Source organism: Pseudomonas sp. CBZ-4 (genome assembly GCF_000346755.1).
Classification (GTDB): Bacteria; Pseudomonadota; Gammaproteobacteria; order Pseudomonadales; family Pseudomonadaceae; genus Aquipseudomonas.
This window is the reverse complement of sequence record NZ_ANNV01000171.1, coordinates 33055-55303: the sequence shown is the minus strand read 5'-3', so window position 1 is coordinate 55303 and position 22249 is coordinate 33055. Positions and strand designations below refer to the sequence as shown.

Below are 22249 nucleotides of genomic sequence, written 5' to 3'. Positions count from 1 at the left end.
GCGATGCCATCGCAGGCAAGCCAGCTCCCACAGGGGCCGTGTTCACAAAGTTAACAATTCAAATGGTCAGGCGTGTCAGTTCGACGCCGGGTTCCTGGGTCACGCTCAGCTGCTGGACGATGGCTTCCTGCAAGCGCAGGCACAGCTCGGGGTCGGACAGCGGCTGGTTATCGGCGTCGGTGATGAAGAACACGTCTTCCACGCGCTCGCCGAGGGTCGCAATCTTGGCGTTCTGCAACGACAGGTCGAATTCCAGGAAGATCCCGCCGATGCGCGCCAGCAGGCCGGGGCGATCCGGCGCGCTGAGTTCCAGCACGGTGACCGGGCGCTGGGCGTCGTTGGAGATGGTCACCTGCGGCGCAAACGCAAAATGCTTGAGCTGGCGCGGTACCCGGCGCTGGATGATGGTCGGGTAGTCGTCAGGGTTGCGCAGGGCCTCGGTCAGGCCCTCGCGGATCTTCTTCACGCGCGCCGGGTTGTCGCCAATCGACTCGCCTTCGGTGTCGAGGACGATATAGGTGTCGAGGGTGAATTGGCTGCTGGAGGTGATCACTCGCGCGTCATGGATGTTCAGGTTGAGCTGGTCCATGGCCGCCACGGTCACGGCGAAGAAGTCGTGCTGGTCGGGCGCATAGATGAAGATCTGCGTGCCGCCTTCGAATTCGCGCTGGGTGGTTTCCTTGATCAGTACCAGCGGGCCGCCATCGGCCGGCTGTTGCAGGATCGCGTCGCTGTGCCAGGCGACATCGCCGGCGGTGTGGCGCAGGAAATAATCGTCACCCAGTTGCGACCACAGTTGCTCGACGTCGTCCGGGTCGTTGCCACCGCGCACGAGGATATCCAGGGCGGCGCTTTGGGTGCGGCGGATCTGCTCTTCGCGGTCCACCGGGTTTTCCAGGCCACGACGCAGGGCGCGCTTGGTCTCGGTGTAGAGCTGGCGCAACAGGCTGGCGCGCCACGAGTTCCACAGCGTCGGGTTGGTGGCGTTGATGTCGGAGACGGTCAGCACGTACAGGTAATCGAGGCGGGTTTCGTCGCCGACGATGCCTGCAAAATCGTGGATCACCTGCGGGTCGGACAAGTCCTTGCGCTGGGCGGTGGTGGACATCACCAGGTGGTTCTGCACCAGCCAGACGATCAGGCGGCTGTCCCACAACGGCAACTGGTGGCGCTGGCAGAACGCCTCGGCATCGACGGCGCCGACTTCCGAGTGATCGCCATGCCGGCCCTTGCCGATGTCGTGGTACAGACCGGCCAGGTAGATCAGTTCGGGCTTGGGCAGCTTGGCCATGAGCTTGCTGGCCAGCGGAAATTTCTCTGACACCTGGGTGTACTGCAGCTTACGCAGGTGCTTGATCAGGTTCAGGGTGTGGGCGTCCACGGTGTAGATGTGGAACAGGTCGTGCTGCATCTGCCCGACGATAAAACCGAATTCCGGCAGGTAGCGCCCGAGGATGCCGTAACGGTTCATCCGCCGCAGGTTGCGGTGGATGCCGATCTTGCACTTGAACAGCTCGATGAACAGGCTGGTGTTGCGGATGTCGTTGCGGAATTCGTCGTCGATCAGGTGACGATGCTCGCGCAGCAGGCGGATGGTGTCGGCGCGCACGCCTTTGATTTCCGGCTGTTGGGCCATCAGCACGAAGATTTCCAGCATGGCGAACGGCGTGCGGCGGAACACGTTGTCGTTGCGCGCCTCGATGTAGCCGTCGTGCAGCTGGAAACGCGCGTTGATCGGTTGCGGCGGCGCTTCGTCTTCGGGGGCCAGGATCACCTCCTCGAAGTGCTGGATGATCAGGTCGCTGAGCTGGGCAATGCTCATGACCACCCGGTAGTACTGCTGCATGAAGCTTTCGATGCTGGTCTTCGCGTCTTCGCCTTCAAAGCCCAGCAGGGTAGCGATGGAGCGTTGATGGTCGAACAGCAGGCGGTCTTCGGAGCGCCCGGCGAGCATGTGCAGGGCGTAGCGCACTTTCCAGATGAACTCCTGGGAGGAGGCCAGCAGGGCGTTTTCGCTCTCCACCAGGAAGCCTTCGCCGGCCAGGGCGCGCAGGTTCAGGGTGCCGTACTGGCGACGGGCGACCCACAAGATCGTCTGGATATCCCGCAGCCCGCCCGGCGAGCCTTTGACGTTGGGTTCCAGGTTGTATTCGGTGTCGTTGTACTTGTGATGGCGGGCTTTCTGCTCGGCACGCTTGGCCAGGAAGAAGTCCTTGCTCGGCCACATGTGCGCAGTGCTGGTGACGTCGAGCATGCGCTGGCGCAGGCGCTCGGGGCCGGCGATGGTGCGGCTTTCCATCAGGTTGGTGATGACGGTGAGGTCGGCGCGGGCTTCTTCGGCGCATTCGGCCACGGAGCGTACGCTCTGGCCGACTTCCAGGCCGATGTCCCACAACAAGGTGAGAAAACGCTCGATGGAATCGCGAAAGATCTCATGATCGGCGCTGTCCAGCAGGATCAGCAGGTCGATGTCGGAGTAGGGGTGCAGTTCACCACGGCCGTAGCCGCCGACGGCCACCAGGGCGATATCGGCGTCTTCACTCCAGTTGAACTGTTCCCAGGCCTTTTGCAGGATGTTGTCGACGAACCAGGCGCGGTCCTCGATCAGCCGGCGGATGTCCCGGCCGCTGCGAAAGCGCTCATCGAGCACCTCGCGGGCCTGGCGGATCGCCTTCTTGAAGGCGGCGATGGGGCTCGCCTTCAGGGCCAGTTCGGCCTGGAACTGGCCACGGTCGAAGAGTTCGGGATCCACCTGGGGCATCGATCGGTTTTCCTTTCTATCTATTCAGTCAGTCACTACACAGCGTGGGAAAACCTGAAGCAACCTTTAGGCCGAAACGCGTGGAATCGTGTCGTCGGCGCGCAGGGTGAAGATCTCGTAGCCGGTTTCGGTGACCAGCAGGGTGTGTTCCCACTGTGCCGACAGCTTGCGGTCCTTGGTGATGGCGGTCCAACCGTCGCCCAGCACCTTGGTGTCGGCCTTGCCCTGGTTGATCATCGGCTCGATGGTGAAGGTCATGCCCGCTTTCAGTTCCATGCCGGTGCCGGCGCGGCCGTAGTGCAGGATCTGTGGCTCTTCGTGGAACACGGTACCGATACCGTGGCCGCAGAATTCGCGCACTACCGAGAAGCCGTTCTTTTCCGCGTGCTTCTGGATCACTTCACCGATGTCGCCGAGGCGGCAGCCAGGCTTGACGATCTCGATGGCCTTGTACATGCACTCCTGGGTCACCTGGGACAGGCGCTCGGCCCAGACCGGCACGGTGCCGACGTGGAACATGCGGCTGGTGTCGCCGAAGTAGCGGTCCTTGATCACGGTGACGTCGATGTTCAGGGTGTCGCCGTCCTTCAACGGCTTGTCGCCCGGAATCCCGTGGCAGACCACGTGGTTGACCGAGGTGCAGATCGACTTGGGGAAGCCCTTGTAGTTCAGCGGCGCAGGAATGGCGCCCTGCACGTTGACTATATAGTCGTGGCAGATCTGGTTGAGGGTTTCGGTGGTGACGCCGGGCTTGACGTGCTCGGCAATCATTTCCAGCACGTCGGCAGCCAGTTTGCCGGCGATGCGCATGCCAGCAATGTCTTCGGCGGTTTTCAAACTAACGGTCATACAGGCTCTCTCTAGCGCGACGCGCTGAAATCAATACGGTTCACGGGCGTGCGACAAAAGGTTACAGAATTCGCACAAGCCCCAAAAAACGCGATTCTAGCAGACGTGGGCGGCAAATCATGAGCCCCTGACGATCGCTTCTCTCTATAAGGTAGGGTGATGTTGGCTCTATTCAAGGGGTTGCGTGAATGCGGTGGGCGGCAAATGCGATTGCGGGTTTCGTTTTTGCGGATGCTGTGGTATAAAATGCGCCGCTTTCCGGGGATACCCCGTGAAGCTTAAATCCACACACGTGTCGACACGATGACCTGGGTGCCGGAGGCCTTGATGCCGCTGGTTGGTCATTGGGATACGTGGAGGCCAAACCCGACTTATTAAGGAACTATCATGTCCCAAGTCAACATGCGCGATATGCTGAAGGCCGGTGTGCACTTCGGTCACCAGACCCGTTACTGGAACCCGAAAATGGGTAAATACATTTTCGGCGCACGTAACAAGATCCACATCATCAACCTTGAAAAAACCCTGCCAATGTTCAACGAAGCTCTGACTTTCGTAGAGCGCCTGGCCCAGGGCAAAAACAAGATTCTGTTCGTCGGCACCAAGCGTTCCGCTGGCAAGATCGTTGCTGAAGAAGCAGCACGTTGCGGTTCGCCGTACGTCGATCACCGCTGGTTGGGCGGCATGCTGACCAACTTCAAAACCATCCGTGCTTCCATCAAGCGTCTGCGTGACCTTGAAGTACAAGCCGAAGACGGTACTTTCGCCAAGCTGACCAAGAAAGAAGCGCTGATGCGCTCCCGTGACCTGGAAAAGCTCGATCGTTCCCTGGGTGGTATCAAGGACATGGGCGGTCTGCCTGACGCACTGTTCGTTATCGACGTTGATCACGAGCGCATCGCGATCACCGAAGCCAACAAGCTGGGCATCCCTGTTATCGGCGTAGTCGATACCAACAGCAGCCCGGAAGGCGTTGACTACATCATCCCAGGCAACGATGACGCAATCCGCGCTATCCAGCTGTACATGGGTTCGATGGCTGACGCTGTAATCCGTGGTCGCAACCACGTTGCTGGCGGTACCGAGCAGTTCGTTGAAGAAGCTCCGGTAGCTGCCGCTGAGTAATAGCGCCCTGGCGTTGACTCAGTAAGCAAAAAGGGGGCTTGGCCCCCTTTTTGCCACCTCGAAAACCATTTGTCGGCAGCGCAGCTACAACACCTGTAACGTGCAGCGGCCTACAAGGGTGATTCGGGAAGAATTGATCCCCCGTTCGATCGGGTGGAATGGTTGAAAACCTATCCAAGAGGAATTTGAAAATGGCAGCAATTACTGCAGCGTTGGTTAAAGAACTGCGTGAGCGTACCGGCGAAGGCATGATGGATTGCAAGAAAGCCCTGGAAAAGGCTGACGGCGACATCGAAAAAGCCATTGATGACATGCGTGCTTCCGGCGCCATCAAGGCTGCCAAGAAAGCAGGCAACGTAGCTGCTGAAGGCGCGATCGCTCTGAAAGAAGACGGCAAATCCGCTGTTCTGCTGGAAGTGAACTCGCAGACCGACTTCCTGGCTCTGCAGGACGACTTCAAGGCGTTCGTGGCTGCCAGCGTTGAAAAAGCATTCGCTGACAAGCTGACTACCGTTGAGCCTCTGATCGAAGCTCAAGAAGCTGCTCGCCTGGTACTGGTCGGCAAGGTTGGCGAAAACGTCAACATCCGTCGCCTGGTTCGCGTTGAAGGTGATGTGGTTGGTGGTTACCTGCACGGCAACAAGATCGGTGTTGCAGTTGTCCTGAAGGGCGGCAACGTTGAACTGGCCAAAGACATCGCTATGCACGTAGCGGCCAGCAACCCTGAGTTCCTGCTGCCTTCGGAAGTTTCTGCCGAAGCGATCGAGCGTGAAAAAGCTGTGTTCCTGCAGCTGAACGAAGAAAAAATCAAAGGCAAGCCAGAAAACATTGTTGAGAACATGGTCAAAGGCCGTATCAGCAAGTTCCTGGCTGAAGCAAGCCTGGTTGAGCAGGCGTTCGTCAAGAACCCTGAAATCAAGGTTGGCGAACTGGCCAAGAAAGCCGGTGCTGAAATCGTTTCCTTCACTTACTTCAAAGTAGGCGAAGGCATCGAGAAGCCGGTCGACAACTTCGCTGAAGAAGTTGCTGCCCAGCTGGCTGCCGCCAAGCAATAAGACAGTTTCAACTGTCGCCCGAAAGAGGCTGCCCGCTCACGCGCGCAGCCTCTTTTCAAATGGGAAGGCCAATTTTATTTGGTTTCCCTTCGGAACTGGCTTACAAAGCCGTGTTCCGATGGCGCTGTGAGAGCGTCCAGCTAGAGTGAACGCAAGCCGTAAACGGCTCGCCAAGAATTTTTAAAATACGCCGCAGGAGAGATTCGCAATGGCTCAGCAGGGCAGTGGTTATCAGGCTCGCTATAAACGCATTCTACTCAAGCTTAGCGGCGAGGCCCTGATGGGCTCGGAAGAGTTCGGGATCGATCCCAAGGTGCTCGACCGCATGGCGCTGGAAGTCGGCCAACTGGTTGGCATCGGCGTGCAGGTCGGCCTGGTGATTGGCGGCGGTAACCTGTTCCGCGGCGCGGCACTGAGTGCGGCCGGCATGGATCGGGTCACTGGCGACCATATGGGCATGCTGGCCACTGTGATGAACGCCCTGGCCATGCGTGACGCCCTGGAGCGTGCCAATATCTCGGCTATCGTGATGTCGGCTATTTCCATGGTCGGCGTGACCGATCACTATGATCGTCGCAAAGCCATGCGCCACCTGAATTCGAAAGAAGTGGTGATCTTCGCTGCCGGCACGGGTAACCCGTTCTTCACCACCGATTCGGCTGCGTGCCTGCGCGCGATCGAAATCGATGCGGACGTCGTGCTCAAGGCGACCAAGGTCGACGGCGTATACACTGCAGACCCATTCAAAGACCCGCATGCCGAGAAGTTCGATCATCTGACCTACGATGAAGTGCTGGATCGCAAGCTGGGTGTGATGGACCTGACGGCAATCTGCCTGTGCCGCGACCACAAGATGCCGCTGCGCGTATTTAACATGAACAAGCCCGGCGCCCTGCTGAATATCGTACACGGCGGCGCTGAAGGGACTCTGATCGAGGAAGGCCAACAATGATCAACGAAATCAAGAAAGACGCTCAAGAGCGTATGCAGAAATCCCTGGACTCCCTGAACCATGCATTTGGTCAGATCCGTACAGGCAAGGCCCACCCAAGCATCCTGGGCAGCGTGATGGTGCCGTACTACGGTACAGATACCTCCATCACCCAGGTCGCCAACATCACCGTAAAAGATTCGCGCACCCTGCAAGTCGTAGCCTTCGAGCGCAACATGCTCGCCGCGGTCGACAAGGCCATCCAGAGTGCCGGCCTGAACCTCAACCCGACCAACCTGGGCGAGTTGCTGCTGATCTCCATGCCGGCCCTGACCGAAGAAACCCGCAAGGGCTTCACCAAGCAGGCGCGCAGTGCCGCTGAAGACGCACGTGTTGCTGTTCGCAACATCCGTCGCGATGCGCTGGGTGACCTGAAGAAGCTGGTCAAGGACAAGGAAATCAGCGAAGACGAAGAGCGCCGTGCCGTCGCCGATATCGACAAGCTGACCAAAGATGCCGAGGCCCAGATCACCAAGGCCACCGAGGAAAAAGAAAAGGACCTGATGGCCGTATAAGGGGTCAGGACGCCTTCATGGAAAAGACCAAGCAGACTGTACCCTCTGTGGTGCCGCGCCATGTCGCGATCATCATGGATGGGAATAATCGCTGGGCGAAGAAACGCTTTATGCCGGGTGTTGCCGGGCATAAAGCGGGTGTCGATGCGGTGCGGGCTGTGATCGAGGTGTGCGCCGAGGCCAAGGTCGAGGTGCTGACCCTCTTTGCCTTCTCCAGTGAAAACTGGCAGCGCCCTGCCGAAGAAGTCAGCGCCTTGATGGATCTGTTCTTCAAGGCCTTGCGTCGTGAGGCCAAGCGCCTCAACGACAACAATATCAGCCTGCGTATCATCGGTGACCGTTCACGGTTCCATCCAGAGTTGCAGGCGGCCATGCGCGAGGCTGAGGCCATTACCGCAGGTGCCAACCGTTTTGTGTTGCAGATCGCGGCCAATTACGGCGGCCAGTGGGACATTGCCCAGGCGGCACAGCGGCTTGCCCGCGAAGTGCAGGCCGGTCATCTGCGACCGGACGACATCACGCCCGAATTGTTGCAAACCTGCCTGGTGACCGGTGATCTGCCGTTGCCGGACCTGTGCATCCGCACCGGTGGCGAGCACCGCATCAGTAATTTCCTGTTGTGGCAGCTGGCTTACACCGAGCTGTACTTCTCCGACCTGTTCTGGCCGGACTTCAAACACGATGCCATGCGCAATGCGCTGGCTGATTTCGCTTCCCGTCAGCGTCGCTTTGGTAAAACAAGTGAGCAGATCGAAGCTGGAGCCCGGGTTTAAATGCTTAAACAACGAATCATCACGGCACTGATCCTGCTGCCGATTGCCCTGTGTGGGTTTTTCCTGCTCGACGGTTCCAGCTTTGCGCTGTTTATCGGCCTGGTCGTGACCCTCGGGGCGTGGGAGTGGGCGCGCCTGGCGGGCTTCACCAGCCAGTTGCCGCGCGTGGCGTACGCCGCTGTCGTGGCGCTGTTGTTGTTCCTGATGTACATCCTGCCGGATATCGCGCCCTGGGTACTGGGTGCGGCGGTGTTGTGGTGGGCGTTGGCAACCTTCCTGGTGCTGACCTTTCCGCGTACCAGCAGCCAGTGGTCCAGCGTTGCCTGCAAGCTGGTGATTGGCTTGTTGATCCTGTTGCCGGCTTGGCAAGGGCTGGTGGAGATCAAGCGTTATCCCATCGGTAACGAGTTGATCCTGGCCGTGATGGTGTTGGTGTGGGGCGCTGATATCGGCGCCTACTTCTCCGGTCGGGCGTTCGGCAAGCGCAAGCTGGCGCCGGCTGTCAGCCCGGGCAAGAGCTGGGAAGGTGTGTATGGCGGCCTGGCGTTGACGTTGGTGATCACGCTGGTTGTCGGTGTGGTGCGCGACTGGTCGGTGAAGGAGATTTTCCTCGGCTTGCTGGGCACGGCCATCGTCGTATTTATCTCGGTGGTGGGTGACCTCACCGAAAGCATGTTCAAGCGCCAGGCCGGGATCAAGGACAGCAGCAACCTGCTGCCGGGTCACGGCGGCGTGCTGGACCGCATCGACAGCCTCACGGCTGCGATTCCGATCTTTGCCGTGCTGTTGTGGATGATCGCCTCGTGAGCCGCCTGCAGCAAGTGACCGTGCTGGGCGCTACCGGCTCGGTCGGCCTGAGCACCCTGGATGTGATCGCCCGTCATCCTGAGCGCTATCAAGTGTTTGCCTTGACCGGCTACTCGCGCCTGAGCGAGTTGCTGGCCCTGTGTGTGCGCCATTCGCCACGCTTTGCCGTGGTGCCTGAAGCCGGTGTTGCCCGAGGCTTGCAGGATGACCTGCGGGCTGCGGGCCTGGCGACCCAGGTGCTGGTGGGCGAGGAGGGCTTGTGCCAGGTCTCGGCGGATGCCGAGGTGGATACCGTCGTGGCGGCCATTGTCGGTGCTGCGGGCCTGCGCCCGACCCTGGCGGCTGTCGATGCGGGCAAGAAGATTCTGCTGGCCAATAAAGAGGCGCTGGTGATGTCCGGCACCCTCTTTATGCAGGCGGTGCGCAAGAGCGGCGCCGTGTTGTTGCCGCTCGACAGCGAGCACAATGCGATCTTCCAGTGCATGCCGGGTGATTTTGCCCGAGGCTTGAGCCAGGTGGGTGTACGCCGGATTCTTCTGACGGCGTCCGGTGGTCCGTTTCGGCAGACTCCATTGGCCGAGCTGGAGCACGTATCGCCTGACCAGGCGTGTGCCCATCCAAACTGGTCCATGGGGCGCAAGATCTCCGTGGATTCGGCGAGCATGATGAATAAAGGCCTGGAGCTGATCGAGGCGTGCTGGCTGTTCGATGCACGGCCCGATCAAGTCGAGGTGGTGATTCACCCCCAAAGTGTGATTCATTCCCTTGTCGACTATGTGGATGGATCGGTCTTGGCGCAGTTGGGCAACCCCGATATGCGCACGCCGATCGCCAACGCCCTGGCCTGGCCTGAGCGGATCGATTCTGGCGTGGCGCCGTTGGACCTGTTTGCCATTGCCCGCCTGGACTTCGAGGCACCGGACGAGCAGCGGTTTCCCTGCCTGCGCCTTGCGCGGCAAGCGGCAGAAGCAGGCAACAGTGCGCCGGCGATGCTCAATGCGGCAAATGAAGTGGCGGTGGCGGCGTTTCTCGACGGGCGCATCCGCTTTCCGCAGATCGCGAGTATCATCGAGGACGTCCTGGGCCTTGAGCCTGTGGTCGCGGTAAATGATTTGGCGGCAGTGTTCGAGGCCGATACAAAGGCCCGGGCCCTGGCCGAGCAATGGTTGAACCGCAACGCGCGTTAGCCTGTGGGCTCGCTTGAGCCTTCAGGCACTGGATTGGAATGCGGAGAAATTAGATGAGTGCGCTCTACATGATTGTCGGCACCCTGGTTGCTCTGGGTGTGCTGGTTACCTTCCACGAATTCGGCCATTTCTGGGTCGCGCGTCGTTGCGGCGTCAAGGTACTGCGCTTTTCCGTCGGTTTCGGCATGCCGTTGCTGCGCTGGCACGACCGCCAGGGTACCGAATTCGTGATCGCGGCGATCCCGTTGGGTGGCTACGTCAAGATGCTCGATGAGCGTGAAGGCGAAGTGCCGGCCGATCAGTTGGACCAATCCTTCAATCGCAAGACCGTTCGTCAGCGAATCGCCATCGTTGCTGCCGGGCCGATCGCCAACTTTCTGTTGGCGATGTTTTTTTTCTGGGTCTTGGCCATGCTCGGCAGCGAGCAGGTGCGCCCGGTCATCGGCGCGGTCGAAGCCGATAGCATTGCCGCCAAGGCTGGGTTGGCCGCTGGCCAGGAAATTGTTGCGATTGATGGCGAGCCGACCACCGGTTGGGGCGCGGTCAACCTGCAGCTGGTGCGACGTCTTGGCGAGAGCGGTACCGTCAAGGTGGTGGTGCGCGAGCAGGATTCCACGGCCGAGACCCCGCGTGAACTGGTGCTGGATCGCTGGTTGCAGGGCGCCGATGAGCCTGATCCGATCAAGTCCCTGGGTATTCGCATCTGGCGTCCGAGCTTGCCGCCAGTGCTCGCCGAGCTGGATCCGAAAGGTCCGGCCCAGGCTGCCGGGCTGAAAACCGGTGATCGCCTGTTGGCCCTGGACGGCCAGGCGCTGGGCGACTGGCAGCAAGTGGTCGACCTGGTGCGTGTACGTCCTGATACCAAAATTGTGCTGAAAGTCGAGCGCGAAGGTGCTCAAATCGACGTCCCCGTGACCCTGTCGTTGCGTGGGGAGGCCAAGGCAGCCGGGGGCTACCTCGGTGCCGGGGTGAAGAGTCCGGAGTGGCCACCCTCCATGCTGCGCGAGGTCAGTTTCGGGCCTTTGGAGGCGATTGGCGAGGGTGCGAAACGTACCTGGACCATGAGTGTACTGACCCTCGAATCCCTTAAGAAAATGTTGTTCGGCGAGCTCTCGGTAAAAAACTTGAGTGGACCGATAACCATTGCTAAAGTGGCGGGCGCTTCTGCCCAGTCGGGTGTCGCAGATTTCCTGAATTTCCTGGCTTATCTGAGTATTAGCCTGGGTGTTCTGAATTTGCTGCCCATTCCAGTATTGGATGGGGGGCATCTGTTGTTTTATCTGGTCGAGTGGGTGCGTGGTCGCCCCTTGTCGGATCGGGTGCAGGGTTGGGGGATACAGATCGGTATCAGTTTGGTGGTCGGAGTGATGTTGTTAGCTCTGGTCAACGATCTGGGACGTCTGTAACGCTTCGCTGAATTGCGAATCTGCCGCATTTTGCGGCAGTTTGTTTATTGCCAGTTGGAATAAGAAAGGACTTCATGAAACGTCTGCTGCTAACTGCGGTTCTCACCGTATTGATGATCGCCGAAGTTCACGCCGAGTCCTTCACCATCTCCGATATTCGCGTCAACGGCCTCCAGCGGGTTTCCGCGGGTAGCGTCTTTGGTGCGCTGCCGTTGAACGTCGGGGAACAGGCTGATGATCGTCGCCTGGTGGAATCCACTCGTGCGCTGTTCAAAACCGGTTTCTTTCAAGATATCCAACTGGGTCGCGAAGGCAACGTCCTGGTCATCACCGTGGTTGAGCGACCTTCCGTCGCCAGTATCGAGATCGAAGGCAACAAGGCGATCTCTACTGAAGACCTGATGAAGGGTCTCAAGCAATCCGGCCTGGCCGAGGGCGAGATCTTCCAGCGCGCCACCCTTGAAGGTGTGCGTAACGAACTGCAACGCCAGTACGTTGCCCAGGGCCGCTACTCGGCGTCCGTGGAAACCGAAGTGATCCCACAGCCTCGTAACCGTGTCGGCCTCAAGGTCAACATCAACGAAGGCACCGTGGCGGCCATTCAGCACATCAACGTGGTGGGCAACACCAAGTTCGCTGATGACGACCTGATCGATCTGTTCGAGCTGAAGACCACCAACTGGTTGTCGTTCTTCAAGAACGACGACAAGTACGCCCGTGAAAAACTCTCCGGTGACCTGGAGCGCCTGCGTTCCTACTACCTGGACCGTGGCTATATCAACATGGATATTGCCTCCACCCAGGTGTCCATCACCCCGGACAAGAAACACGTCTACATCACCGTCAACGTCAACGAAGGCGAGAAGTACAAGGTTCGTGACGTGAAGCTCAGCGGTGACCTCAAGGTTCCTGAAGACCAGGTCAAGGCCCTGCTGCTGGTGCAGAAGGACCAGGTGTTCTCGCGCAAGCTGATGACCACCACCTCCGAGCTGATCACCCGTCGCCTGGGTAACGAAGGCTATACCTTCGCCAACGTCAACGGCGTGCCGACGCCGCACGATGATGACCACACCGTGGACATCACCTTTGTCGTCGACCCAGGCAAGCGTGCCTATGTAAACCGCATCAACTTCCGTGGCAACACCAAGTCTGCGGACGAAGTGCTGCGTCGTGAAATGCGCCAGATGGAAGGTGGCTGGGCTTCGACCTACCTGATCGACCAGTCCAAGACCCGTCTTGAGCGCCTGGGCTTCTTCAAGGAAGTGAACGTCGAAACCCCGGCCGTACCGGGTGTGGATGACCAGGTTGACGTGAACTACGCCGTAGAAGAACAAGCGTCGGGTTCGATCACCGCCAGCGTCGGCTTCGCACAAAGTGCCGGCCTGATCCTCGGTGGTTCGATTACCCAGAACAACTTCCTCGGTACCGGTAACAAGGTTTCCGTCGGCCTGACCCGCAGCGAATACCAGAGCCGCTATAACTTCGGTTATGTCGACCCCTACTGGACTGCTGATGGCGTGAGCCTGGGCTACAACGCCTTCTATCGCACCACCGACTACAAAGACCTTGACGTTGACGTTGCAAGCTATGCGATCGACAGCCTGGGTGCTGGCGTGAACATTGGTTACCCGATCAGTGAGACCTCGCGTCTGACCTTCGGCCTGACCGCGCAACAGGATGAGATCAAGACCGGTGTGTACACCGTGGACGAAATCTTCGACTTCACCCGTCGTGAAGGCGACAAGTTCCTGAACTTCAAGGCGTCTGCCGGTTGGTCCGAGTCGACCCTGAACAAAGGTGTACTGGCGACCCGTGGCCATTCCCAGAGCCTGACTCTGGAAACCACTACGCCGGGCAGCGACCTTTCATTCTTCAAGCTTGACTACCGCGGCCAGCTGTTCCAGCCGTTGAGCGACAACTACACCATGCGCCTGCACACAGAGTTGGGTTATGGCGATGGTTACGGTTCGACCAATGGCCTGCCGTTCTACGAGAACTACTATGCGGGTGGCTTCAACTCCGTACGTGGTTTCAAGGACAGCACCTTGGGCCCGCGCGGTACCCCTAGCCGTGGTGCAGCATTCACCGGTAACCAGGGCACCGTGGCTGACTCTGACAACGACCCGCTGCCGTTCGGTGGTAACGTGTTGATCCAGGGTGGTGCGGAGATTCTGTTCCCGCTGCCATTCGTCAAGGATCAGCGCTCCCTGCGTACTTCGGTATTCTGGGATGTGGGTAACGTGTTCGACTCCAAGTGCGAGCAGATCACCAACCCAAGCGGCGTGAAATCCAATACCCAGTGCAACGATGTGAGCCTGAGCAACCTGGCGAGCTCCGTCGGTGTAGGTGTGACCTGGGTGACCGCGCTTGGCCCGTTGAGCTTTGCTCTGGCCATGCCGATCAAGAAACCGGATAACGCTGAAACCCAGATTTTCCAATTCTCCCTCGGCCAGACGTTCTAAGCGTCTGACCCAAGATAACGACAACGGATTCTGTAGGAGTACATCGTGCGTAAGTTGACTCAATTGGTTCTGCTGGCCACCGTGCTGGTAACCACCCCGGCCTTCGCCGAAATGAAAATCGCCGTCCTGAACTATCAGATGGCTCTGCTGGAATCCGATGCGGCCAAGAAGTACGCCGTGGATGCCGAGAAGAAATTCGGTCCGCAACTGACCAAGCTCAAGACCCTGGAAAGCAGCGCCAAGGGCATCCAGGATCGTCTGGTTGCCGGTGGCGACAAGATGCAGCAAGGCGAGCGCGAGCGTCTGGAGCTTGAATTCAAGCAAAAGGCCCGTGACTACCAGTTCCAATCCAAGGAGCTGAACGAAGCCAAGGCTGTTGCTGACCGCGAAATGCTCAAGCAGCTGAAGCCGAAACTCGACAGCGCCGTGGAAGAAGTCATCAAGAAAGGTGCCTTTGACCTGGTGTTCGAGCGCGGCGCCGTGATCGACGTCAAGCCTCAATACGACATCACCCGTCAGGTGATCGAGCGCATGAACCAGCTGAAGTAAGCCATGACCGCGACTATCAAACTCGGCGAGTTGGCCGAGTTCCTGGGGGCCGACTTGCGCGGCTCCCCGGAGAAGGAAATCACTGGGCTAGCCACCTTGCAGGAGGCTGGCCCAGCTCAGTTGAGCTTCCTCGCAAATCCTCAGTACCGTAAATACCTCGTCGACAGCCAAGCCGCAGCCGTGTTGCTGAAAGCCGCTGACGCCGAAGGGTTTGCCGGGGATGCGCTGGTGGTGGCTGACCCGTACCTGGCTTACGCGCGTGCGTCGCACCTGTTTGACCCGAAACCCAAGGCTGTTGCCGGTATCCATCCGTCTGCAGTCATCGCCGATGATGCCCAGGTTGATCCTGCGGCCAGCATTGGCGCCTTTGCGGTGATCGAGAGCGGTGCGCGCATTGCGGCTGGAGTCACGGTCGGTGCCCATTGCTTTATCGGTGCACGCTGCGAAATCGGCGCCGGTGGTTGGCTGGCTCCTCGCGTGACCCTCTACCACGATGTGCGTATTGGCGAACGTGTGGTGATTCAATCGGGTGCTGTGATCGGTGGGGAAGGCTTTGGCTTTGCCAACTCGAAAGGCATCTGGAACAAGATCGCCCAGGTCGGCGGTGTGTTGATCGGCGACGATGTGGAAATTGGCGTGAACACTGCTGTCGATCGCGGGGCCTTGGCCGATACCGTGATCGGCAATGGCGTGAAGCTCGACAACCAGATCCAGATCGCCCACAACGTACAGATTGGCGATCACACCGCCATGGCCGCCTGTGTCGGTATCTCCGGCAGCACCAAGATCGGCAAGCATTGCATGCTCGCCGGTGGCGTTGGGCTGGTGGGCCATATCGAGATTTGCGACAACGTCTTCATCACCGGCATGACCATGGTGACCCACTCGATTACCGAGCCAGGCGCCTATTCTTCCGGTACGGCCATGCAGCCCGCAGCTGAATGGCGCAAGAGTGCAGCACGCTTGAGGCATCTGGATGACATGGCTCGACGTCTCAAACAGCTGGAAAAGCGTGTTGGTGAAGTGACCCCTGGCGGTAATGCTTCATCAGAAGGCTGATACCATTTCCATATCAAGTGTGCACAGCCGCTAGACTTGCCTCCTTGATTTGCTAGCGGGGCGTGCTTTTAGTCCGCCCCCAATCTTTATTACAGGCTTCCCCCCGAAATGATGGACATCAACGAGATTCGCGAATACCTGCCTCACCGTTACCCGTTCCTGCTGGTGGACCGTGTAGTGGACCTCAATGTCGAGGAAAAGCGCATTCGTGCCTACAAGAATGTCAGCATCAACGAACCGTTCTTCAACGGTCACTTTCCCGCGCATCCAATCATGCCGGGTGTGTTGATCATTGAAGCGATGGCCCAGGCTGCCGGTATCCTTGGTTTCAAAATGCTCGACCTCAAGCCTGCCGACGGCACGCTTTACTATTTCGTGGGTTCCGACAAGTTGCGTTTCCGCAATCCGGTCACCCCGGGTGACCAGTTGATCCTGGAAGCCAGGTTCATCAGCTGCAAGCGCCAGATCTGGAAGTTCGAGTGCCAGGCGTCGGTGGATGGCAAGCCGGTGTGCTCTGCCGAGATCATCTGTGCGGAACGCAAACTATGAGTTTGATTGACCCTCGCGCAATCATCGATCCGTCGGCCGTGCTGGCCGCCGACGTTGAGGTCGGCCCTTGGTCGATCATCGGCGCAGGTGTTGAAATCGGCGAGGGGACTGTCATCGGGCCACACGTGATCCTCAAAGGTCCGACCCGTATTGGCAAACACAATCGCATCTACCAGTTTTCCTCGGTAGGTGAAGACACCCCGGACATGAAGTACAAGGGTGAAGAAACACGCCTGGTAATCGGTGATCACAACATCATCCGAGAAGGCGTGACCATTCATCGTGGCACCGTGCAGGATCGTGCCGAGACTACGCTGGGTGATCACAACCTGGTCATGGCCTATGCCCACATCGGCCACGACAGCGTGATCGGCAACCACTGCATCCTGGTCAACAACACGGCGTTGGCTGGTCATGTGCACGTTGACGATTGGGCGATTTTGTCCGGTTTCACCCTGGTGCATCAGTACTGCCATATCGGCGCCCACAGCTTTTCCGGCATGGGCACCGCCATCGGCAAGGATGTTCCGGCGTTCGTCACCGTGTTCGGCAACCCGGCCGAAGCCCGCAGCATGAACTTCGAAGGCATGCGCCGTCGTGGTTTCAGCGAAGAAGCCATCCACGCCCTGCGCCGTGCCTACAAGGTGGTTTACCGCCAGGGCTTGACGGTCGACCAGGCGCTGGCCGAACTGGCCGAGCCGTCCGCGTTGTTCCCGGAAGTCGCGATATTCCGTGACTCGATCCAGGCATCGACCCGCGGCATCACCCGCTGATCATGGCCAATCTGCGTATTGCGCTGGTGGCCGGTGAAGCTTCCGGCGACATTCTGGGCGCAGGCCTGATGCGGGCCCTCAAGGCCCAGCATCCTGCGGTTGAATTTATCGGCGTGGGTGGCCCGCTGATGCAGGCCGAAGGCCTCACGTCCTACTTTCCCATGGAACGCTTGTCGGTCATGGGCCTGGTGGAGGTACTGGGCCGTCTGCGCGAGCTGCTGGCTCGGCGCAAGCTGCTGATCCAGACCCTCATCGAAGAAAAGCCCGACGTCTTTATCGGTATCGACGCGCCGGACTTCACCCTCAATATCGAACTCAAGTTGCGTCAGGCCGGGATCAAGACCGTGCACTACGTCAGCCCGTCCGTGTGGGCGTGGCGGCAGAAGCGTGTGCTGAAGATCCGCGAAGGCTGCGACCTGATGCTGACCCTGCTGCCGTTCGAGGCGAAGTTTTACGAAGAGAAGGGTGTGCCGGTGCGCTTTGTCGGCCACACCCTGGCCGATGCCATTCCGTTGCAAGCCGATCGCGCGGCGGCCCGTGCTGAATTGGGCTTGCCCGACGGTCCGCTGGTGGCGCTGATGCCGGGCAGTCGCGGTGGCGAAGTCGGCCGTTTGGGCGCATTGTTTTTCGATGCCGCCGAACGGCTGATGGCCTTGAAGCCGGGCGTCCGTTTCGTACTGCCGTGCGCCAGCCCGCAACGTCGCGCGCAAATCGAAACCTTGCTTGAAGGTCGCACTTTGCCGTTGACCCTGCTCGACGGCCAATCACACCTGGCCCTGGCGGCCTGTGATGCCGTGTTGATCGCCTCGGGCACCGCGACCCTGGAAGCGCTGCTGTACAAGCGTCCGATGGTCGTGGCCTATCGCCTGGCGCCGCTGACGTTCTGGATTCTCAAGCGCATGGTCAAAAGTCCCTACATCTCCTTGCCCAACCTGCTGGCCCAGCGCCTGTTGGTGCCGGAGTTGTTGCAGGACGCTGCAACGCCCGAAGCCCTGGCGCAAACCGTATTACCCCTGATCGACGGCGGCGAAGAGCAGACCCGTGGTTTTGATGCCATTCATCGCGTCTTGCGCCGTGATGCATCGAACCAGGCGGCGGATGCCGTGCTGACCTTGATCGGGCAAAAACAGGAAACAGTATGACGACGCAAATGGGCCTGGACTTCAGCCTGGTTGCCGAAGCCCACGAACTGGTGGCCGGTGTGGATGAAGTGGGTCGCGGCCCGCTGTGCGGTGCAGTGGTCACGGCGGCGGTGATCCTTGATCCGAACCGCCCGATCCTTGGCCTCAATGACTCGAAAAAACTCACCGAAGCCCGCCGCGAAAAACTCTTCGATGAGATCTGTGAAAAGGCCCTGAGCTGGCACATCGCCCGGGCCGAAGTCGAAGAAATCGACGAATTGAACATCCTCCACGCCACCATGCTCGCCATGCAGCGCGCGGTCGAAGGCCTGCACATCACCCCGAAAATGGCGATGATCGACGGCAACCGCTGCCCCAAACTGGCGATGCCGTCTGAAGCGGTGGTCAAGGGTGATAGCAAGGTGCCGGCGATTGCCGCGGCGTCGATCCTCGCCAAAGTCAGCCGCGACCGTGAAATGGCCGCCTTCGAGCTGATCTATCCCGGCTACGGCATTGGTGGCCATAAGGGCTACCCGACGCCCGTTCATCTGGAAGCCTTGGCGCGCCTCGGCCCAACGCCAATCCATCGCCGCTCGTTCGCCCCGGTTCGCCTGGCTTATGAGGCGCGGGAAGGTCTCGCCGAGCTGTAGTCGCGAGGCTGATGTTTTGCTCAAGGCCCGGTACAATCCCGGGCCTTGTTGTTTCTAAGTTTCTAGACAGGATCACTATGCCGGCTTCATTCGTTCACCTGCGCCTGCACACTGAATACTCCCTGGTCGACGGCCTGGTACGGATCAAACCGCTGGTCAAAACCCTGGTGGGCATGAACATGCCTGCGGTAGCGGTTACCGATCAGAACAACATGTGTTCCCTGGTCAAGTTCTACAAAAACGCCATGGGCGCCGGTATCAAGCCGATCTGCGGCGCCGACCTGTGGCTGTCCAACAAAGACCCGGACAACGCCCTGAGCCGCATCAGCCTGCTGGCGATGAACGGTGTTGGTTACCGCAACCTCACCGAGCTGATTTCCCGTGGTTTCATCGACGGCCAGCGCAATGGTTCGATCATCATCGAGCGCGAATGGGTGGCCGAGGCCAGCGAAGGCCTGATCATGCTGTCGGCTGCCAAAGAGGGCGAGATCGGTCTCGCGCTGCTGGGTGGCAACCCACAGGAAGCCGAAGTGCTCGCCCGCGAGTGGATGCAGGTGTTCCCGGACCGTTTCTACCTGGAAGTGCAGCGCACCAACCGCCCCAACGACGAAGAACACCTGCACGCCGCCGTGGCCCTGGCTGACACGCTGGGCGCGCCGCTGGTGGCAACCAACGATGTGCGTTTCATCAAGAAAGAAGATTTCGAGGCCCACGAAACCCGCGTGTGCATCGGCGAAGGCCGGGCCCTGGATGACCCGCGCCGTTCGAAGAACTACAGCGAAGAGCAGTACCTCAAAAGCGCCGACGAGATGGCCGAGCTGTTCAGCGACCTGCCCGAGGCTCTGGAAAACTCCGTCGAAATTGCCAAGCGCTGCAATATCGAAGTGAAGCTGGGCAAGCACTTCCTGCCCAACTTCCCGATTCCCGATGGCATGACCATCGATGAATATTTCCGCAAGGTATCGTTCGACGGCCTGGAAGAACGGTTGACCGTTCTGCTGCCCAAGGACACCACCGAAGACTACGAGGCCAAGCGCCAGGTCTACGTCGATCGGCTGAATTTCGAGCTGGATATCATCATCCAGATGGGGTTCCCCGGTTACTTCCTGATCGTAATGGACTTTATCCAGTGGGCCAAAAGCAACGGCGTACCGGTGGGTCCGGGCCGGGGGTCGGGTGCCGGTTCGCTGGTGGCCTACGTACAGAAGATTACCGACCTTGACCCGCTGGAATATGACCTGCTGTTCGAACGGTTCCTGAACCCGGAACGGGTCTCCATGCCCGACTTCGACGTCGACTTCTGCATGGACGGCCGTGACCGCGTGATCGAGTACGTGGCCGAGAAATACGGCCGCAACGCCGTAAGCCAGATCATCACCTTCGGTTCCATGGCGGCCAAGGCGGTAATCCGTGACGTGGCGCGGGTGCAGGGCAAGTCCTACGGCCTGGCGGATCGCCTGTCGAAGATGATCCCGTTCGAAGTCGGCATGACCCTGGAAAAGGCCTACGAGCAGGAAGAGATCCTGCGCGACTTTATCAAGATCGATGAAGAAGCCGCCGAAATCTGGGACATGGCCCGCAAGCTTGAAGGCGTGGTGCGTAACGTCGGTAAACACGCCGGTGGTGTGGTAATTGCTCCTACCAAGCTCACCGACTTTTCGCCGATCTATTGCGACGAAGCCGGCGACGGCCTGGTAACCCAGTTCGACAAGGATGACGTGGAGGCGGCTGGCCTGGTGAAGTTCGACTTCCTCGGCCTGCGTACCCTGACCATCATCGACTGGGCGCTCAAGACCATCAACCGCGAGCGCGCCAAGGTGGACGAAGCGCCGCTGGATATCGCGTTTATCCCGCTGGACGACAAACCGACCTACCAGTTGCTGCAAAAAGCCGAAACCACGGCGGTGTTCCAGCTTGAGTCGCGGGGCATGAAAGAGCTGATCAAAAAGCTCAAGCCCGACTGCCTGGAAGACTTGATCGCACTGGTGGCCCTGTTCCGTCCGGGCCCGCTGCAATCGGGCATGGTGGACGACTTCATCAACCGTAAGCACGGTCGCGCCGAGCTGGCTTACCCGCACTCCGACTACCAGTACGAAGGCCTCAAGCCCGTCCTGGCGCCGACCTACGGCATCATCCTGTACCAGGAACAGGTGATGCAGATCGCCCAGGTCATGGCCGGTTACACCCTTGGCGGTGCGGACATGCTGCGCCGGGCCATGGGTAAGAAAAAACCCGAGGAAATGGCCAAGCAGCGCGGCGGTTTCATTGAAGGTTGTGCGACCAACAATATCGACGCCGACCTCGCCGGTAACATCTTCGACCTGGTGGAAAAATTCGCCGGTTACGGCTTCAACAAATCCCACTCCGCTGCGTACGGCCTGGTGTCGTACCAGACCGCCTGGCTGAAAGCCCACTACCCGGCGCCGTTCATGGCCGCCGTACTCTCGGCGGATATGCACAACACCGACAAGGTCGTGACCTTGATCGAGGAAGTGCGCACCATGAAGCTGCGCCTCGACGCGCCGGACGTGAACGCCTCGGAGTTCAAGTTCACGGTGAACGACGAAGGCCGCATCATTTATGGTCTGGGCGCGATCAAAGGCGTGGGCGAAAGCCCGGTGGAGGCCATTGTCGAAGCGCGTCAGAGCGGGCCGTTCGCGGATCTGTTCGACTTCTGCGCGAGGGTCGACCTCAAACGCATCAATAAACGTACCCTCGATGGCTTGATCCGCAGCGGCGCACTCGACCGTCTCGGCCCGTATTTCCACGATGAGCCCAAGGCATACCAGGCGAATATCGACCGTAACCGCGCGGTGCTGCTGACCGCGATGGAAGAGGCGATCAAGGCCGCCGAACAGACTGCGCGCACCCACGACAGCGGCCACGCCGACCTGTTTGGCGGCTTGTTTGTCGAAGAAGACGCGGACGTCTACGGCAACCATCGCAAGGCCAAGGAGCTGACCCTCAAGGAACGTCTCAAGGGTGAGAAAGACACCTTGGGCCTGTACCTGACCGGTCACCCGATTGACGAATACGAAGGCGAAATCCGCCGTTTTGCCCGCCAGCGCATCATCGACCTGAAGCCGGCCCGCGACACCCAGACCGTTGCCGGCATGATCATCGCCCTGCGGGTGATGAAAAACAAAAAGGGCGACAAGATGGGTTTCATCACCCTCGACGACCGCTCGGGCCGTATCGAAGCGTCGCTGTTTGCCGACGCGTTCCATTCGGCGCAGTCGTTGTTGCAGACCGATGCCATGGTGGTGGTGGAAGGGGAGGTCAGCAACGACGACTTCTCCGGCGGCCTGCGCCTGCGGATCAAGCGAGTGATGAGCATGGAAGACGCGCGCACCAACCTGGCCGAAAGCCTGCGCCTGAAGGTGAAGACCGAGGCGCTCAAGGGCGATCAGCTACGCTGGTTGGGCGACTTGCTCAAACGCCACCGTGGCGCGTGCCCGGTGACCATGGAGTACACCGGCAGCGACGCCAAGGCGATGCTGCAGTTTGGCGAGACCTGGCGAATTGATCCCGCAGATGGCTTGATTCAAGCTTTGCGTGACCAGTTCGGGCGAGACAACGTCTTCCTCCAATACCGTTGATGGCCAGGTGGCAGTAAT

Annotated in this window: 18 protein-coding genes; 16 read left to right on the top strand and 2 right to left on the bottom strand. The window is 59.6% G+C overall.

Features of this window, described 5'->3' with window-relative positions; translation table 11 throughout:
* Window positions 1–58 precede the first annotated feature (58 nt).
* Entirely contained in the window at window positions 59–2761 is a 2703-nt protein-coding gene (locus tag B348_RS0126900; RefSeq protein ID WP_017739119.1) for a [protein-PII] uridylyltransferase, read from the bottom strand.
* A 66-nt stretch (window positions 2762–2827) separates the two neighbouring features.
* On the bottom strand, window positions 2828–3610 hold the full coding sequence (gene map / locus B348_RS0126895) for a type I methionyl aminopeptidase (RefSeq protein ID WP_012722594.1): 783 nt from the start codon (window positions 3608–3610) through the stop codon (window positions 2828–2830).
* Window positions 3611–3997: 387 nt separating this feature from the next.
* Between map and rpsB the strand changes: the two genes are divergently transcribed.
* The 16 genes from rpsB (at window position 3998) to dnaE (ending at window position 22231) form a co-directional block, all read left to right on the top strand.
* Window positions 3998–4735 (top strand): 30S ribosomal protein S2, encoded by a 738-nt coding sequence (gene rpsB / locus B348_RS0126890; RefSeq protein ID WP_003189158.1) that lies wholly within the window; start codon window positions 3998–4000, stop codon window positions 4733–4735.
* Between the two features lie 191 nt (window positions 4736–4926).
* The gene (gene tsf / locus B348_RS0126885) at window positions 4927–5790 is read left to right on the top strand and encodes a translation elongation factor Ts (protein ID WP_017739118.1); all 864 of its coding nucleotides are present in this window, start codon (window positions 4927–4929) and stop codon (window positions 5788–5790) included.
* A 208-nt stretch (window positions 5791–5998) separates the two neighbouring features.
* Entirely contained in the window at window positions 5999–6742 is a 744-nt protein-coding gene (pyrH, locus tag B348_RS0126880) for a UMP kinase (protein WP_003189161.1), read from the top strand.
* Window positions 6739–7296, top strand: a complete 558-nt coding sequence (gene frr / locus B348_RS0126875) for a ribosome recycling factor (protein ID WP_017739117.1) — start codon at window positions 6739–6741, stop codon at window positions 7294–7296. The genes pyrH and frr overlap by 4 nt, the downstream gene beginning before the upstream one ends.
* Before the next feature lie 17 nt (window positions 7297–7313).
* Window positions 7314–8069: a polyprenyl diphosphate synthase gene (gene uppS / locus B348_RS0126870; protein ID WP_016974405.1), complete on the top strand. Its 756-nt coding sequence runs from the start codon at window positions 7314–7316 to the stop codon at window positions 8067–8069.
* On the top strand, window positions 8070–8876 hold the full coding sequence (locus B348_RS0126865; RefSeq protein ID WP_017739116.1) for a phosphatidate cytidylyltransferase: 807 nt from the start codon (window positions 8070–8072) through the stop codon (window positions 8874–8876). It abuts the gene before it with no gap.
* A complete protein-coding gene (gene ispC, locus B348_RS0126860) occupies window positions 8873–10063 on the top strand; it encodes a 1-deoxy-D-xylulose-5-phosphate reductoisomerase (RefSeq protein ID WP_017739115.1) in 1191 nt (396 codons plus the stop codon). The genes B348_RS0126865 and ispC overlap by 4 nt, the downstream gene beginning before the upstream one ends.
* Window positions 10064–10116: 53 nt before the next feature.
* The gene (gene rseP / locus B348_RS0126855; RefSeq protein ID WP_017739114.1) at window positions 10117–11469 is read left to right on the top strand and encodes a sigma E protease regulator RseP; all 1353 of its coding nucleotides are present in this window, start codon (window positions 10117–10119) and stop codon (window positions 11467–11469) included.
* Between the two features lie 74 nt (window positions 11470–11543).
* Complete coding sequence (gene bamA, locus B348_RS0126850) at window positions 11544–13931, top strand: outer membrane protein assembly factor BamA (protein ID WP_026137096.1); 2388 nt, start codon at window positions 11544–11546, stop codon at window positions 13929–13931.
* A gap of 45 nt (window positions 13932–13976) precedes the next feature.
* Entirely contained in the window at window positions 13977–14480 is a 504-nt protein-coding gene (locus B348_RS0126845; RefSeq protein WP_003172279.1) for an OmpH family outer membrane protein, read from the top strand.
* A gap of 3 nt (window positions 14481–14483) precedes the next feature.
* Window positions 14484–15539, top strand: coding sequence for a UDP-3-O-(3-hydroxymyristoyl)glucosamine N-acyltransferase (gene lpxD / locus B348_RS0126840; RefSeq protein ID WP_017739112.1), 1056 nt, complete (start codon window positions 14484–14486; stop codon window positions 15537–15539).
* A 108-nt stretch (window positions 15540–15647) separates the two neighbouring features.
* Window positions 15648–16088: a 3-hydroxyacyl-ACP dehydratase FabZ gene (gene fabZ, locus B348_RS0126835; RefSeq protein WP_005785726.1), complete on the top strand. Its 441-nt coding sequence runs from the start codon at window positions 15648–15650 to the stop codon at window positions 16086–16088.
* Complete coding sequence (lpxA, locus tag B348_RS0126830; protein ID WP_017739111.1) at window positions 16085–16861, top strand: acyl-ACP--UDP-N-acetylglucosamine O-acyltransferase; 777 nt, start codon at window positions 16085–16087, stop codon at window positions 16859–16861. Before fabZ ends, lpxA begins: the two co-directional genes overlap by 4 nt.
* Window positions 16862–16863: 2 nt before the next feature.
* Window positions 16864–18003, top strand: coding sequence for a lipid-A-disaccharide synthase (gene lpxB / locus B348_RS0126825; RefSeq protein ID WP_017739110.1), 1140 nt, complete (start codon window positions 16864–16866; stop codon window positions 18001–18003).
* On the top strand, window positions 18000–18632 hold the full coding sequence (gene rnhB, locus B348_RS0126820; RefSeq protein ID WP_017739109.1) for a ribonuclease HII: 633 nt from the start codon (window positions 18000–18002) through the stop codon (window positions 18630–18632). The genes lpxB and rnhB overlap by 4 nt, the downstream gene beginning before the upstream one ends.
* A gap of 77 nt (window positions 18633–18709) precedes the next feature.
* Entirely contained in the window at window positions 18710–22231 is a 3522-nt protein-coding gene (dnaE, locus tag B348_RS0126815; protein WP_017739108.1) for a DNA polymerase III subunit alpha, read from the top strand.
* The last annotated feature ends 18 nt before the right edge of the window (window positions 22232–22249 follow it).

What these genes read in the sequence shown, in the direction of transcription:
- B348_RS0126900 (WP_017739119.1), bottom strand. Translation starts at nt 2,761, where the DNA reads ATGCCCCAGGTGGATCCCGAACTCTTCGACCGTGGCCAGTTCCAGGCC.
- map (WP_012722594.1), bottom strand. Translation starts at nt 3,610, where the DNA reads ATGACCGTTAGTTTGAAAACCGCCGAAGACATTGCTGGCATGCGCATC.
- rpsB (WP_003189158.1), top strand. Translation starts at nt 3,998, where the DNA reads ATGTCCCAAGTCAACATGCGCGATATGCTGAAGGCCGGTGTGCACTTC.
- tsf (WP_017739118.1), top strand. Translation starts at nt 4,927, where the DNA reads ATGGCAGCAATTACTGCAGCGTTGGTTAAAGAACTGCGTGAGCGTACC.
- pyrH (WP_003189161.1), top strand. Translation starts at nt 5,999, where the DNA reads ATGGCTCAGCAGGGCAGTGGTTATCAGGCTCGCTATAAACGCATTCTA.
- frr (WP_017739117.1), top strand. Translation starts at nt 6,739, where the DNA reads ATGATCAACGAAATCAAGAAAGACGCTCAAGAGCGTATGCAGAAATCC.
- uppS (WP_016974405.1), top strand. Translation starts at nt 7,314, where the DNA reads ATGGAAAAGACCAAGCAGACTGTACCCTCTGTGGTGCCGCGCCATGTC.
- B348_RS0126865 (WP_017739116.1), top strand. Translation starts at nt 8,070, where the DNA reads ATGCTTAAACAACGAATCATCACGGCACTGATCCTGCTGCCGATTGCC.
- rseP (WP_017739114.1), top strand. Translation starts at nt 10,117, where the DNA reads ATGAGTGCGCTCTACATGATTGTCGGCACCCTGGTTGCTCTGGGTGTG.
- bamA (WP_026137096.1), top strand. Translation starts at nt 11,544, where the DNA reads ATGAAACGTCTGCTGCTAACTGCGGTTCTCACCGTATTGATGATCGCC.
- lpxD (WP_017739112.1), top strand. Translation starts at nt 14,484, where the DNA reads ATGACCGCGACTATCAAACTCGGCGAGTTGGCCGAGTTCCTGGGGGCC.
- fabZ (WP_005785726.1), top strand. Translation starts at nt 15,648, where the DNA reads ATGATGGACATCAACGAGATTCGCGAATACCTGCCTCACCGTTACCCG.
- lpxA (WP_017739111.1), top strand. Translation starts at nt 16,085, where the DNA reads ATGAGTTTGATTGACCCTCGCGCAATCATCGATCCGTCGGCCGTGCTG.
- lpxB (WP_017739110.1), top strand. Translation starts at nt 16,864, where the DNA reads ATGGCCAATCTGCGTATTGCGCTGGTGGCCGGTGAAGCTTCCGGCGAC.
- rnhB (WP_017739109.1), top strand. Translation starts at nt 18,000, where the DNA reads ATGACGACGCAAATGGGCCTGGACTTCAGCCTGGTTGCCGAAGCCCAC.
- dnaE (WP_017739108.1), top strand. Translation starts at nt 18,710, where the DNA reads ATGCCGGCTTCATTCGTTCACCTGCGCCTGCACACTGAATACTCCCTG.